This window comes from Bradyrhizobium sp. Crot121 (genome assembly GCF_059512385.1).
Map to the genome: position 1 here is coordinate 82,009 of NZ_JCAMOR010000023.1, position 14,908 is coordinate 96,916.

General features: G+C 63.8%; 12 protein-coding genes. 7 read left to right on the plus strand and 5 right to left on the minus strand.

The genetic code is table 11. The features are described from left to right. Positions 1–65 precede the first annotated feature (65 nt). Positions 66–3,041 carry an excinuclease ABC subunit UvrA gene (gene uvrA, locus AC5ZGW_RS21140; RefSeq protein WP_130226931.1) on the minus strand — a complete coding sequence of 992 codons (2,976 nt, stop codon included), beginning with the start codon at positions 3,039–3,041 and terminating at the stop codon, positions 66–68. 308 nt (positions 3,042–3,349) lie between these two features. Further along, the gene (locus tag AC5ZGW_RS21145; protein ID WP_130226930.1) at positions 3,350–4,105 is read right to left on the minus strand and encodes an outer membrane protein; all 756 of its coding nucleotides are present in this window, start codon (positions 4,103–4,105) and stop codon (positions 3,350–3,352) included. A gap of 452 nt (positions 4,106–4,557) precedes the next feature. Here AC5ZGW_RS21145 and AC5ZGW_RS21150 point away from each other — a divergent pair, with 452 nt between their 5' ends. After that, positions 4,558–5,055, plus strand: coding sequence for a single-stranded DNA-binding protein (locus AC5ZGW_RS21150; RefSeq protein ID WP_130226929.1), 498 nt, complete (start codon positions 4,558–4,560; stop codon positions 5,053–5,055). 415 nt (positions 5,056–5,470) lie between these two features. Beyond that, positions 5,471–8,209, plus strand: coding sequence for a DNA gyrase subunit A (gene gyrA / locus AC5ZGW_RS21155; RefSeq protein WP_130226928.1), 2,739 nt, complete (start codon positions 5,471–5,473; stop codon positions 8,207–8,209). Between the two features lie 163 nt (positions 8,210–8,372). On the opposite strand, the gene AC5ZGW_RS21160 is transcribed toward gyrA, so the two are convergent. Next, complete coding sequence (locus tag AC5ZGW_RS21160) at positions 8,373–10,283, minus strand: potassium transporter Kup (protein ID WP_035690748.1); 1,911 nt, start codon at positions 10,281–10,283, stop codon at positions 8,373–8,375. A gap of 119 nt (positions 10,284–10,402) precedes the next feature. After that, complete coding sequence (locus AC5ZGW_RS21165; protein WP_130226927.1) at positions 10,403–10,663, minus strand: hypothetical protein; 261 nt, start codon at positions 10,661–10,663, stop codon at positions 10,403–10,405. A 215-nt stretch (positions 10,664–10,878) separates the two neighbouring features. Here AC5ZGW_RS21165 and coaD point away from each other — a divergent pair, with 215 nt between their 5' ends. From coaD to queA, 5 genes are all read left to right on the plus strand, one after another. Next, positions 10,879–11,376 carry a pantetheine-phosphate adenylyltransferase gene (gene coaD / locus AC5ZGW_RS21170; protein WP_130226926.1) on the plus strand — a complete coding sequence of 166 codons (498 nt, stop codon included), beginning with the start codon at positions 10,879–10,881 and terminating at the stop codon, positions 11,374–11,376. 38 nt (positions 11,377–11,414) lie between these two features. Then, a complete protein-coding gene (locus AC5ZGW_RS21175) occupies positions 11,415–11,978 on the plus strand; it encodes a peptidylprolyl isomerase (protein ID WP_028165553.1) in 564 nt (187 codons plus the stop codon). A 9-nt stretch (positions 11,979–11,987) separates the two neighbouring features. Next, entirely contained in the window at positions 11,988–12,422 is a 435-nt protein-coding gene (locus tag AC5ZGW_RS21180) for a UCP034077 family protein (RefSeq protein ID WP_130226925.1), read from the plus strand. Then, positions 12,398–12,865 carry a peptidylprolyl isomerase gene (locus AC5ZGW_RS21185; RefSeq protein WP_130226924.1) on the plus strand — a complete coding sequence of 156 codons (468 nt, stop codon included), beginning with the start codon at positions 12,398–12,400 and terminating at the stop codon, positions 12,863–12,865. The genes AC5ZGW_RS21180 and AC5ZGW_RS21185 overlap by 25 nt, the downstream gene beginning before the upstream one ends. A 106-nt stretch (positions 12,866–12,971) precedes the next feature. Further along, complete coding sequence (gene queA / locus AC5ZGW_RS21190) at positions 12,972–14,063, plus strand: tRNA preQ1(34) S-adenosylmethionine ribosyltransferase-isomerase QueA (RefSeq protein WP_130226923.1); 1,092 nt, start codon at positions 12,972–12,974, stop codon at positions 14,061–14,063. 221 nt (positions 14,064–14,284) lie between these two features. Here the strand turns inward: queA and AC5ZGW_RS21195 are convergent, their stop codons facing one another. After that, positions 14,285–14,908: a PepSY domain-containing protein gene (locus AC5ZGW_RS21195; RefSeq protein ID WP_130226922.1), complete on the minus strand. Its 624-nt coding sequence runs from the start codon at positions 14,906–14,908 to the stop codon at positions 14,285–14,287.

A 14,908-nucleotide genomic window follows, 5' to 3' on the forward strand; every position in this document is an offset into this window, starting at 1 on the left:
GCATTGCGTTAGATCAAGGTCGAAACCGATTTGCACCGGAACGCGTCCGAAGCGTCGGAAAACCCTCACTCCGCTGCTTCGCTCGCGCTGCTCTTGCGTGGCTTACTGTTCGCCTTCTTCAGCACCGGCGCCAGGAATTTGCCGGTGTAGCTCCGCGGTGCCTTGGCGATGTCCTCCGGCGGACCCCAGGCGACGATTTCGCCGCCGCCGTCGCCGCCTTCGGGGCCGAGGTCGATCACCCAGTCGGCGGTCTTGATGACTTCGAGGTTGTGCTCGATGACGACGACCGTGTTGCCCTGGGCGACCAGCTCGTGCAGCACCTCCAGCAGTTTTGCCACATCGTGGAAGTGCAGGCCGGTGGTCGGCTCGTCCAGGATGTAGAGCGTGCGGCCGGTGGCGCGCTTTGACAGCTCCTTTGCCAGTTTGACGCGCTGGGCTTCACCGCCCGATAGCGTGGTCGCCTGCTGGCCGACATGGATGTAGTCGAGACCGACGCGGTGCAGGGTCTGGAAGGTTTCGCGGACGCGCGGCACCGCCTTGAAGAAATCGGCGGCTTCTTCCACGGTCATGTCGAGCACGTCGGCGATCGACTTGCCCTTGAATAGAACCTCCAGCGTCTCGCGGTTGTAGCGCTTGCCCTTGCAGACGTCGCAGGTGACGTAGACGTCCGGCAGGAAGTGCATCTCGATCTTGATGACACCGTCGCCCTGGCAGGCCTCGCAGCGGCCGCCCTTGACGTTGAAGGAGAAGCGCCCGGGCTCGTAGCCGCGTGCCTTGGCCTCGGGCAGGCCGGCGAACCATTCGCGGATCGGCGTGAAGGCGCCGGTATAGGTCGCAGGGTTCGAGCGCGGGGTACGGCCGATCGGTGACTGGTCGATGTCGATGATCTTGTCGATATGCTCCAGGCCCTCGATGCGGTCGTGCGGCGCGGCGGCTTCGCTGGCATTGTTGAGCTTGCGCGCGATCGCCTTGTAGAGCGTGTCGATCAGGAGCGTCGACTTGCCGCCGCCGGAGACGCCGGTGATGCAGGTGAACAGCCCCAGCGGAATCTCCGCCGTGACGTTCTTCAGGTTGTTGCCGCGGGCGTTGACGACCTTGATGGTGCGGCGATGGTTTGGCGGCCGCCGGTCGGAGATCGGCACCGAAAGCTCGCCGGTGAGATATTTGCCGGTCAGCGATTTCGGATTGCGCATGATCTCGGCGGGCGTGCCTTGCGCGACGATATGCCCGCCATGCATGCCGGCGCCGGGGCCGATGTCGAGCACGTAGTCGGCGAGGCGAATGGCGTCCTCGTCATGTTCGACCACGACCACGGTGTTGCCGAGGTCGCGCAGCCGCTTCAGCGTATCCAGGAGCCGCGCATTGTCGCGCTGGTGCAGGCCGATCGAGGGCTCGTCCAGCACATAGAGCACGCCTGTCAGCCCCGAGCCGATCTGGGACGCGAGTCGGATGCGCTGGCTTTCGCCGCCGGACAATGTGCCGGAGGAGCGGGACAGCGTGAGATAGTTGAGGCCGACGTCGAGCAGGAAGGTCAGTCGCTCGCGGATTTCCTTCAGCACGCGCGCGGCGATCTCGTTCTGCTGCGTGTTCAGCGCTTCCGGCACGGTCTCGAACCACTCGCCGGCGCGCTTCACCGACAGGTCGGCGATCTCGCCGATATGCTTGCCGCCGATCTTGACGCACAGCGCTTCCGGCTTGAGGCGATAGCCACTGCAGGCGGCGCAAGGAATGTCGGTGAAATATTTCGCCAGCTCCTCGCGCGCCCACTCGCTCTCGGTCTCGCGGTAGCGGCGGTTGATGTTGGTGATCACGCCCTCGAACGGCTTCTTGGTGTCGTAGGAGCGGACGCCGTCCTCATAGGAGAACTTGATCTCGTCGTCGCCGGAGCCGTGCAGGATGGCGTTCTGCGTCTTCTTCGCCAAGTCCTTCCACTTGGTGTCGAGCGTGAACTTGTAGTGCTTGCCGAGCGCGGTCAGCGTCTGCAGGTAATAGGGCGAGGAGGACTTGGCCCACGGCGCGATCGCGCCCTTGCGCAGGGACAGATCCTTGTCGGGAATGACGAGGTCCTCGTCGACATGCTGCTCGATGCCGAGGCCGCCGCAGGCGGGGCAGGCGCCATAGGGATTGTTGAACGAGAACAGCCGCGGCTCGATCTCGGGGATGGTGAAGCCGGAGACCGGGCAGGCGAACTTTTCCGAGAACAGGATGCGTTCCGGTCCGCTCTTGTCGTGGATCTTTGCGGTCTTCTTCTTTTCTTCGGCGGGAGCTGCCGCCGGGGCGTCGGCGAATTCGATCACCGCAAGGCCCTCGGCAAGCTTGAGCGCGGTCTCAAAGCTCTCCGCGAGACGCTGACCGATGTCGGGGCGCACCACGATGCGGTCGACGACGACGTCGATGTCGTGCGGAAACTTCTTGTCGAGGCTCGGCGCTTCGGCGAGCTCATGGAAGGTGCCGTCGATCTTGACGCGCTGAAAACCCTTCTTGAGATATTCGGCGAGCTCTTTCCGGTACTCGCCCTTGCGGCCGCGCACGACCGGCGCCAGCAGATAGAGGCGAGTGCCCTCGGGCAAGGCGAGCACGCGATCGACCATCTGCGAGACGGTCTGGCTCTCGATCGGCAATCCCGTGGCCGGCGAATAGGGCACGCCGACGCGGGCCCAGAGCAGGCGCATGTAGTCGTAGATCTCGGTGACAGTGCCGACGGTCGAGCGCGGGTTCTTCGAGGTGGTCTTCTGCTCGATGGAGATGGCGGGCGAGAGGCCGTCGATCTGGTCGACATCAGGCTTCTGCATCATCTCCAGGAACTGGCGGGCATAGGCCGACAGCGATTCGACATAGCGGCGCTGGCCCTCGGCATAGATGGTGTCGAAGGCAAGCGAGGACTTGCCGGAGCCGGACAGGCCGGTGAAGACGACGAGCTTGTCGCGGGGAATCTCGACGTCGATGTTCTTGAGATTGTGCTCCCGCGCGCCGCGGATCGTGATGGCACGCGTTGAGGAGCCGGCGGTCGGTTGGCGCTTCGCCCTGAGCACTTCATCCATATCGGCATTTCCAGGCGCTTGTAAGCGCGCCACGTTATGGGCGCGCGTCGTCGGAAATCCCTACCACGGCGCCGATGGGGTGATGCCGGAACATAGGAAGAACGGGCGACGATTTCCAGTGCTCAGCACGAATCATCAACGATTTGTTTCTGATCGCATTTCCTGCGTGCAGCTTTGGCAGTAGCTGGCAGCAAGAGGGGCCCGCGCAAGCGGAGCTTCGCAGATGAGCGGCTCGGAACGAACGACACGCAAACAAAAAGGCCGGCGCAAGGCCGGCCTTTTCTTAAGATTGATATCCGATCGCGAGATCAGTACCGCCCGATGATCGGAGCGCCGCCGAGGCCGAACTTGTAGTTCACGCGGACGGTGACGAGGTCGATGTCCTGCTTGATATTCTCGGTGGCGAAGAGGCTGCCGGCCGGGCCGGCGAAGCCATTGTTGACGAAATCGTAGGAGCGATTGCCCAGGAAGATGTGATTGTACTCGGCGCCGACCGACCAGTTCGGCGCAAAGCCGTACTCGATGCCAGCGCCAACCGAGGCTCCCCAGCGGGTGTCGTTGATGTCGTTGGTGATCGGGAAACCGGTGAAGGCGTCACGCACGCGGTAGCGATCGGCGACCACGGCCGCGCCGCCCTTGACGTAGAACAGCACATTGTTGGCAGCATAGCCGATCTGGCCGGTGATCAGGCCGAAGGCGTCGACCCTGGTCTCGTTGGTGTCGATGCCCGTCAGCAGGCTGATGTTGCTGCCCTTGAAGTCGGCCCAATTGCCCTGGCCTTCGACGCCGAACACCCAGGTGCCCATCTGCCAGCGATAGCCGATCTGACCACCAGCAGTGCCGCCGTCGGCGTTATGGGAGCCGTCACTGAAACCAAGGACGTCCCAGCGGTTGCGGCTCGTTCCCCAGCCGCCGTTGCCGCCGATATAGAACCCGGTCCAGTCGTAGACGACGGCGACGGGCGCCGGCGGAGCCTTGACATAAGGGCGCGCGGCAAGATCGGCAGCCGAGGCGGGCGCAGCCAGCGCAACCAAGGCAACCGTTCCAAGCAAAAACTTCTTCATCGTAGCTCTCCAGCCTTTGTTCGCTTCAATTTGGTCCCGAAGCGTTACGGTATTAAAGACGCGAGCGCCGCGCCGTCGTTTTAGGCATATACTCCGATTCAACCGGAAATACCGTCGCCGAAACGCAACACTTCACGGCGAAGTACCGGGAACATAAGTTAATGGTTTTCTTGATGTTTTATGGAACCCCAGGGTCGATTTCGGGTTCCATCCTGGCCGCACCAAATTTGGGCCACAATGCCACCACGATTATGTCAAGTTGCATGGAACAAAACTGGAACAATGGCGCGGCTGGTGCTATATGTGGATAACCGCGCAATGGACGGGGAATGGCTGCGCCCGACGGTGTCGGCGAGCGTATAGGGTCCGTCAGCAATGTAAGATGTGGTTAGCGAAGACTGAATGTGGCCGCCGTGTAACCGGCCGGCCCAGTGATTGAGTGGAGAGCGGCGATGGCGGGAAGCGTAAATAAGGTCATTCTGGTGGGCAATCTCGGCAAGGACCCGGAAATCCGGCGGACCCAGGACGGCCGTCCGATCGCCAATCTGAGCGTCGCGACCTCCGAGACCTGGCGCGACCGGGCCACCGGCGAGCGCAAGGAAAAGACCGAGTGGCACCGTGTCGTCATCTTCAATGAAGGGCTCGCCAAGGTCGCCGAGCAATACCTGAAGAAGGGCGCCAAGGTTTACGTCGAGGGCCAGCTCCAGACCCGGAAATGGACCGATCAGAGCGGGGTCGAGAAATATTCGACCGAAGTGGTGCTGCAGGGCTTCAACTCCAACCTCACGATGCTGGACGGCAGGGGCGGCGGTGGCGGCAGCTTCTCCGACGACATGGGCAGCGGTGGCGGCGATTTCGGCGTCAGCGGCCCCTCGAGTTCCGCGCCACGCCGCGCCGTGCCGGCCGGCGCCCGCAACAACAACGACATGGACGACGATATCCCGTTCTGATCGAGCGGTACGTTGCCGGAAAGATCGCGTGAGGATGAAAATCTCCCTCGCGCGATACAGCTTGCGTCGAACTTATCCTCTTCAATGACTGCAGGATATCAGCGTCAAGCGATTGATATGGCTTGATGTGCCGCGGCCGGGTTGCTTGTGGCTCCGGTTAATGTGAATTGTGAGGAAATCGATCTAACCGACAGGGCGCGGCGATGCGGGCGCCGCCAACGGCCCGCGGGCGGTTTCCTGACCTCGGAGGGCGCCTTGCCGCACGCCGCTGGGGTGTTCCCGCGGCGCGCCGGTCGACCCCGTAAGTCTATGAAAAAACGAAGGGAAAAACCGGTCGCCGAGGCCGTTCCGGGGTGGTGGTCGGGCCCCCGATACGCTATATGATTCTGCAGTAGAACCGACCCGGATTCCCCCTTTGTCAGAACCTGAAGACGACAAGCCCGGCGAGCCGTCGGGGCCCTCCGACATTCGTCCCGTTTCCATCCTCGACGAGATGAAGAAGTCCTACCTCGACTACGCCATGAGCGTGATCGTGGCGCGGGCGCTCCCCGATGCGCGTGACGGGCTCAAGCCGGTCCACCGCCGCATCCTGTATTCGATGTACGACCAGGGGCATACGCCGGACAAGAAGTACGTCAAGTCCGCGCGCGTGGTCGGCGACGTCATCGGTAAGTATCACCCACACGGCGACCAGTCGATTTACGACGCCATGGTGCGCATGGCGCAGGATTTTTCGATGCGCGTGCCGCTCATCGACGGCCAAGGCAATTTCGGCTCGGTCGACGGTGATCCGCCGGCGGCCTATCGATACACCGAAGCACGCCTGACGCGGGCGGCAGAGGCTGTGCTGGCGGACATCGAGAAGGACACGGTCGACTTCCAGCCCAACTACGACAACAGCGAGCAAGAGCCGTCGGTATTGCCGACGCGGTTTCCGAACCTCCTGGTCAATGGCGCGGGCGGCATCGCCGTCGGTATGGCCACCAACATCCCGCCGCACAATCTCGGCGAGGTCGTCGACGCCTGTGTGGCGCTGATCGACAACCCGGCGCTCACCATCGACGACCTCATCAACATCATTCCGGGGCCGGATTTCCCCACGGGCGGCATCATCCTCGGTCGAGCGGGCATCCGAGCATCCTATCATCTCGGCCGCGGCTCGATCGTGATGCGCGGCAAGGTCACGATCGATACCCTGCGAAAGGATCGCGAGGCGATCATCATCACGGAGATCCCGTACCAGGTTAACAAGGCGAACATGGTCGAGCGGATCGGCGAGCTGATCCGCGAGAAGAAGATCGAGGGGATTTCCGACCTGCGCGACGAATCCGACCGCGAAGGTTTCCGCGTCGTGATCGAACTGAAGCGCGAGGCGATGCCGGACGTGGTGCTGAATCAGCTCTACCGCTTCACGCCGCTGCAGACCAACTTCCCGGCCAACATCCTGGCACTCGATTCCGGCCGTCCGCAGACGATGAACCTGAAAGATCTGCTGACGATCTTCGTCAACTTCCGCGAACAGGTGGTGACCCGGCGAACCAAATACCTGCTCGGCAAGGCGCGCGACCGCGCACACCTCCAGGTGGGCCTGGCCATCGCGGTTGCCAATATCGACGAGGTCATCCGCGTCATCCGCTCTTCGCCGAATCCGGCGGCCGCGCGCGAAACCCTGATGTCGCGCGATTGGCCGGCGCGGGACGTCGAAGACATGATCACGCTGATCGACGATCCGCGCCACCGCATCAATCCGGACGGCACCATCCGCCTTTCGCTGGAGCAGGCGAGGGAAATCCTCGACCTCCGGCTGCAGCGCCTCACCGCGCTCGGCCGCGACGAGATCGGCGAGGAACTCACCAAGCTCGCGGCGGAGATCTCCGACTATCTCGACATCCTGCGCTCGCGCGCCCGGGTGCAGGCGATCGTCAAGACCGAGCTTGCCGAGGTGAAGGCCGAGTTCGCCACCCCGCGCAGGACTGTTATCGTCGAGCAGGAAGGCGAGGTCGAGGACGAGGATCTGATCCAGCGCGAAGACATGGTGGTGACCGTGTCGCACGCCGGCTACGTCAAGCGCGTGCCGCTGTCGACCTATCGCGCCCAGCGCCGCGGCGGCAAGGGCCGGGCCGGCATGCAGACCCGCGACGAGGATTTCGTCAGCCGCGTGTTCGTGGCGTCGACCCATACGCCGGTCCTGTTCTTCTCCTCGCGCGGCCAGGTCTACAAGGAGAAAGTCTGGCGATTGCCGATGGCCGCGCCGAATGCGCGCGGGAAGGCGCTGATCAACATCCTGCCGCTGGAGCAGGGCGAGCGCATCACCACCATCATGCCGCTGCCGGAGGATGAATCCTCCTGGAAGAATCTCGACGTGATGTTCGCCACCACCGGCGGCAACGTCCGTCGCAACAAGCTGTCCGACTTCGTCGACGTCCGCCGTTCCGGCATCATCGCCATGAAGCTGGAGGAGGGCGAGGCGATCGTCGACGTGCAGATCTGCACCGAGCATGACGACGTGCTGCTGACCGCCGCCGGCGGCCAGTGCATCCGTTTCCCCGTCACCGATGTGCGCGTCTTCACCGGCCGTACCTCGATGGGCGTGCGCGGCATTTCCCTCGCCGAGGGCGACAAGCTGATCTCGCTCGCGATCCTGCGCCATGTCGAGACGACCTCGGACGAGCGCTCGGCCTACCTGAAGATGCGCCGCGCGGTCGCAGGCGAAGCGACCGCCGAGGAGCCGGTCGAGACCGAGGCCGAGGAGGCCACAGGCGCGATCCAGCTCTCGCAGGAGCGCTATGTCGATATGTCGGCGCAGGAGCAGGTGGTGCTGACGGTGTCCGAAAACGGCTACGGCAAGCGGACCTCATCCTACGAGTACCGCACCACCGGCCGCGGCGGCAAAGGTATCGTCGCCATGAGTGTCAACAGCCGCAACGGCAAGCTGGTGGCCTCGTTCCCGGTAGAGGAGGCCGACCAGATCATGCTGGTGACCGACAAGGGGCAACTCATCCGCTGCCCCGTCGGCGACATCCGCATCGCCGGCCGCTCGACCCAGGGCGTCATCGTATTCGACACCGCGGACGACGAGCATGTCGTCTCGGTCGAGCATATCGGCGACGACAGCGAGAATGGCGAGAACGGCAACGGAAACGGCGGCCAATGACCCGTAGCCCGGGTGAAGCGCAAGCGTAGCCCGGGACCTTCGTGGGTAAGGATGGAATCCCGGGTTGCGCTTCGCTCCACCCGGGCTACAGCTACGGACTTCACCAACTCCAGCGAAAGCCAATGTCGCGACGCGCGACGTCAGGGCGGCTGTTGTCAGGTGGTCAGATCTCGATTTCCGTCCCGAATTCCACCACCTGTCCGGTCGGCACGCCGAAGAACGCCGCAGTGCGTTCGGCGTTGCGTTGCAGGAATGCGAAGATTGATTCCCGCCAAACCCACATGCCCGGAACGTCCTCGCGCGGGATGATGGTCTCGCGGCCGATATAGTAGGTGACGTCGGAAAGATCGATGCCGGGCAGCTTGCCCTGCCGGCAGGCGAGTTGCAGGCCCTCATAGATGGTCGGGTATTGCATGAAGCCGTAGTGCAGGATCACCCGCGTGATGCCCGGGATGATGTCGATGATCTCGGCGCGGTCGTCCTCGGAAATGCGCGGGGATTCCTCGATCTGCACGGTGACCAAAAGAACGCGTTCGTGCAGGACGTGGTTGTGCTTGACGAACTGCGTCAGTGCGAGCGGCACGCCGCTCGGCGCGGCTGCGAGGAACACGGCAGTGCCCGGCAGCCTGGCGCGGCACTTGGTGATCGCGGTCTCGATCAAATCCTCTTCCGGCTGGCGTAGTCTTGCACGGGCACGCTCGACCAGCTTTACGCCGCCGCGCCAGGTGAGCATCAGGAATGCGATCAAGCCTGCCAGCAGCAGCGGAAACCAGCCGCCTTCGTGCAGCTTGGTCGAGTTGGCCGCGAAGAAGATGAGGTCGATGACAAGAAAGAAACCGTTGACGGCGAGCACGATCAGCGGCGAGTAGCCCCACTGGATCGCAACCAGCGCCGCCAGCAGCGTGGTGATCGCCATCAACAAGGACACCGCGATGCCATAGGCGCCGGCGAGGGCGTCCGAAGTGCCAAAGCCCAGTACCGCGCCAAGCGTCGCGGCGGCGAGCAGCCAGTTCACCAGCGGCACATAGATCTGGCCGATCGCGTCGCTGGTGGTGTGCAGGATGTGCATCCGCGGCAGGAAGCCGAGCTGGATCGATTGCTGGGTCAGCGAGAACACGCCCGAGATGATCGCCTGGGAGGCGATCACGGTGGCGATCGCGGAGAAGGCGACCAGCGGGTAGTGCAGCCAGTCGGGCGAGAGCTGGAAGAACGGATGGTCCAGCGCGCCCGGATCGGTGATCAACAGCGCGGCCTGCCCGAAATAATTGAGCACCAGCGCGGGCAGGCAGACGGCGAACCAGGCGAGCCGGATCGGAAACCGCCCAAAGTGCCCCATGTCGGCGTACATCGCCTCACCGCCCGTGACCGCGAGAAAAGCTGCGCCGAGGATGGCGAAGCTGATGTGGAAATTCTGGTGGATCAGGAAATTGAAGGCATAGAACGGGCTGAGTGCCGCGAGCACCGCCGGCGCCTGGACGATGCCGTGGATGCCGAGCGCCGCGAGAACAAGGAACCAGCCGAGCATGACCGGTCCGAAAATCCGGCCGATGAAGCCGGTGCCCTGCTTCTGCATCGCGAACAGGCCAACCAGAATCACGATGGTGATCGGCACCACCGCCGGCGCCAGCGATGGCGCGTCCACCTTTAATCCCTCGATCGCGCTCAAGACCGAGATCGCCGGGGTGATTGCGCCGTCGCCGTAGAGCAGGGCGGCGCCGATGAGGCCGACGACCAGAAGCTGCGCACGCCAGGTGCCCGGCTGGGCATGGCGCGCGTGCAGCAGCGCCAATATCGCCACGATCCCGCCTTCGCCGCGGTTGTCTGCACGCAGGATCAGGAGCGCGTATTTGATCGAGATGATCAGGATCAGCGCCCACAGGATCAGCGATACCACGCCCAGGACGGCGTTCGGCGCGATCGTGCCGCCATGGGCGGCCGCCCTGGCAGCCTCCTTCAATGCATAAAGGGGACTGGTCCCGATATCGCCATAAACGACGCCAAGCGCGCCGATGGTTGTTGCAAGAGGAAGGGGGCTCGGCGGATGGCCTGAGGCGATGGCGGGCGTGCTTGACATCAGCGAGACCCCCGATTGCACCGCGCCGACCGGATCATCCTCAAGGGCGCGACCAAACGGCAGTCTGCGATGAGACGTCGCAAATTACCACTATGTTCCTACGGAGGAGGAGGCCGGGGTTACGGGGTGCGATCGGCGGTGACGAGGCGGGCTTCGCGGACCGCGGCATTGCCGCCGGCCTTGCGGAGGCAGGAGGCATCAAAATTCGGCCAATTCTGCTGCGCGCAGGTGTCCTTGGCAGGGGGGCGGATATCCAGCCGGTCGGCCTTGGCGAGGGGGCGGGGCACGCTGGCTTCGACCTGGGGTGCAAAGCCTGGAAGAACGGTGAGAGCGGCGGCAATGAAGGCGGCAACGGCGACGGCAGAAAGTGCCTTGATCATGACGGTTCCCTGTGAGTGGGCCTTGGCGGCCCGTCGTTTCGTTGGCGGCGGTGATAGAGGCCGCCAATTTCCTGCTGTCTTCGCCCGAGGCGAAAATGATTTCGTTCCCTGGGCATTTTGTTTCGTCGGCGCCAGATCAATGAAACATTGGGGTTCAGGGCCGCCTGGGAACCCGGCTGGCTTGCCGGCCAGCCCCGGGCAGGCTAGAGGGGGATATGCCTCGCACCGCGCTTTATCCCGGCTCCTTTGACCCGGTCACCAACGGCCATCTCGACGTGGTCAAGCACGCCGTCGTCCTCTGCGACCGCCTGATCGTCGCCATCGGCGTCCATCCGGGGAAGAAGCCGCTGTTTTCGGTCGAGGAGCGCCTGGTGATGCTGCAGGAGGTATTCGGCCCCGTCGCCGCCAAAGCCGGCTGCGGCTTCGATTGCATCACATTCGATGACCTGGTCGTTACCGCGGCGCAACGCGCCGGTGCTACGATTCTGATCCGGGGCCTGCGGGACGGCACCGACCTGGACTACGAGATGCAGATGGCCGGCATGAACGAAGCCATGGCGCCCGAGGTGCATACCGTTTTCCTGCCGGCCTCGCCGGCCGTCCGGCCGATTACGGCGACCCTGGTGCGCCAGATCGCCGGCATGGGCGGCGATGTCTCCAACTTCGTGCCCAAAGCCGTTGCCGCCCGCCTCAAGGCCAAATTCGCCAGCTAGTTCTCGCGCTCTTCTCAGACATCCGTTCCGGAGTTTTCATGATCCGAATCCTCGCCGTTCTCGCCGCGCTCCTCTGTGTGGCTCCCGCGGTCGCGCAGCCCTTGCCGGCCAATCTGGACAAGGCCAATGCGATCGTGATCGACACCAACAAGGGCCGCATTGTCGTCAAGCTCAGGACGGACATCGCGCCGCAGCATGCCGAGCGCATCAAGCAGCTCGCGCGCGAGGGCTATTACAACAACGTGCCGTTCCACCGCGTGATCGACGGCTTCATGGCGCAGACCGGCGACGGCCAGAAATTCGACGGCACCGGCGGCTCGAAATACCCGAACCTGAAGCAGGAATTCTCGAACGTGCCGTTCAAGCGCGGCATCGTCGGCATGGCTCGGCGGGGTGACAGCGTCGACAGCGCCAACTCGCAGTTCTTCATCATGTTCGCGGACGGCCCGAGCCTGAACAACCAATACACCGTAATCGGCGAAGTGGTGTCCGGCATGGACGTGGTCGACAAGTTGAAGAAGGCCCCCGCAGGCTCCCCGAGCGGTGCGGTAACCGATCCCGACAAGATGGTGAAGGTGCAAGTCGCATCCGACATCAAGTGAGTTCAGGCGATGCTGCGCGGCAAACCATTTCTCTGGTTTGCAGCGCCGCTGATGCTGCTTGCCTGCACGGCGCGGGCGCAGCCGGCGCCCGAGAAGCTTGATACGCTCAAGGACCTTTTCATAAAGCTGCACAGTTGCTTCAAGCCGCCGCCGCTGTCGCAGGCCAACCCGATCGACATCACCGTGATCGTCAGCTTCACCCGCCAGGGCGCGATCCTCGGCCGTCCCAGGATCACCTATGAGACGGCGGAGGCCAGCGAGAATGACCGGTTGCAATACCGCATCGCCGTGATGCAGGCCTTGGAACGTTGCACGCCGTTGCCATTTACCGATGCACTGGGCGGCGCGGTTGCCGGCCGGCCGATGGCGATCCCTTTCCGAACCCGCAAACGTCAACCCGAAGCCAAAGAGAGGCGAGCATGGCTGTTACCGAAAATACTTTGATCCTCGAGACCACCCAGGGTCCCGTCACCATCGAGATGCGCCCTGATCTCGCGCCGAACCACGTCGCCCGCATCAAGGAATTGGTGCGCGAGGGCTTTTACGACGGCATCGTGTTCCACCGCGTGATCGAGGGCTTCATGGCCCAGACCGGTTGCCCCCATGGCACCGGCACGGGCGGCTCCGGAAAGAAGCTGAAGGCCGAGTTCAACAAGGAGCCGCATGTCCGCGGCACCGCCTCGATGGCGCGCGCCGCCAACCCGGATTCCGGCGACAGCCAGTTCTTCATCTGCTTCGACGACGCCGCCTTCCTCAACGGCCAGTACACGGTCTGGGGCAAGGTCACCGAGGGCATGGAGAACGTCGACAAGATCAAGCGCGGCGAGCCGGTGCAGAACCCGGACAAGATCGTCAAGGCAAGGATGGCTGCCGACGCGACAGCCTGACACTCAATCGTCATACCCGGGCTTGACCCGGGTATCCATCGCTCTTCAGAAGAGTTTTTCCTAAGAGATGGATTGCCGGGTCAAGCCCGGCAATGACGGCTAGAAGATGCGCACCGACCTCTTTGACTTCGACCTCCCGCCTGAACGGATCGCGCTGCGGCCCGCGAGTCCGCGCGACGCCGCGCGGATGCTGGTGGTGCAGGGGGACGGCGTGCTGCGCGACCGCACCGTGGCCGAGCTGCCGCAATGGCTCGAGCCGGGCGACCAGCTCGTGGTCAACGACACCAAGGTGATCGCGGCGCAATTGAAGGGCCGCCGCATCGGCCGCGAGACCGAACCGAAGATCGAGGCGACGCTGATCAAGCGGCTCGACGGTTCGCGCTGGCAGGCGCTGGTGAAGCCGGCGAAGAAATTGGCGGAAGGCGACACTGTCCGCTTCGGCAATGAGGGCAGGGTCTGCCTGCTTGGACATCTCGATGCGCAGGTCGAAGCCAAGGGGCAGGAAGGCGAGGTGACGCTGTCATTCTCCTTCCACGGGCCCGCGCTCGACCAGGCCATCGCCGATCTCGGTAGACCGCCGCTACCGCCTTACATCGCCTCGAAGCGCACGCCAGACGATCAGGACGCCGCCGACTACCAGACCATGTTCGCGGCCAATGAGGGCGCGGTCGCAGCCCCGACCGCGGGCCTGCATTTCACGCCGGCGCTGGAAGCTGCACTACGTGGCCACGGGGTCGATATTGTCAGACTGACCCTGCATGTCGGGGCAGGGACATTCCTGCCGGTGAAGGTGGACGACACCTCCGAGCACAGGATGCATTCCGAATGGGGCTGCGTCTCCGCAGAGACCGCCGCAGCGCTGAACGCGGCGCGCGCCAAAGGCGGGCGCATCATCGCGGTCGGCACGACCTCATTGCGACTGCTCGAAAGCGCTGCGAGGGAGGATGGCACGATCCAGCCATTCACCGGCGACACCGCGATCTTCATCACGCCCGGCCACCGCTTTCGCGCAGTCGATATCCTGCTGACCAATTTCCATCTGCCACGCTCGACCCTGTTCATGCTGGTGTCGGCCTTCTCCGGCCTCGAGACGATGAAGCAGGCCTATGCGCATGCCATCGCTGCGGGCTATCGCTTCTATTCGTATGGCGATGCGTGCCTGCTGTTTCGCGCGCACGAGGGACGCGAGTTTCTGTAGATTGTGTAGCGTCGGATGCGCAGGAGCTTTATGCGTTCGCGCTGCCAGTTGATGTGCCCTCGCCCCTTGTGGGAGAGGGCTGCTCCGCTGCTTCCCATTAGACTCATTCGGGTGAGGGGTTGTCTCCGCGAGCATCGTCGCCCGTGGCGACAACCCCTCATCCGGCGCTTCGCGCCACCTTCTCCCACAAGGGGAGAAGGGAAGGGCCGATAGACCGAGCGTCAACGGCTCTTGCGGCGGGGCGGTTCGAGGATCACCTGCTTCAGATCCAGTCCGCTGACGATGATGACCACGAAGCTCAGCTTGCCGCGTTCGCGTGTCAGGCCTCCGCTGATCGCCTTGCCCGAGGCGGCCCGTTCCGCCACCCGCACCGCATCCGACAACTGCTGGTCAACACCCGACAGCGAAGCGATGTTGGTGCGGTCCTCCGCGTTGAGTTCTTTCAGGGACGACACCAGCCGATCCGTCGAGATCTCGCCGGTGGCAGCATCGATGGCATGTTCCCAGAGCTGGCCGTCATGAAACGTCCTGACCCGGTACACCGGCGCACCTGATCCCCCATCGAAGCTGACATCGGAGGTCCTCGCGCCGGCGTGCGCCCGCTCGGCGATCTCGATGGCCCGGCTGAGCGACACCTGGGCGGTCCGGAACAGCTCAATTTGATGGGCGACCGCCTTGTCGTCAGACTCCGTTGCCTGCTCCTGGCCGGAGGAAGCCTCAGGAGCAGAAGGTGCGGCGACAGTGAAGGAGGGCGCGGATGCGAGCAGCGTCAGCAGACCGATCACGAGCAGGTGCCGTGTCGTTCTGGACTCTGTGCCCGTGGCGAGCGTGCGCGGATTCACCAT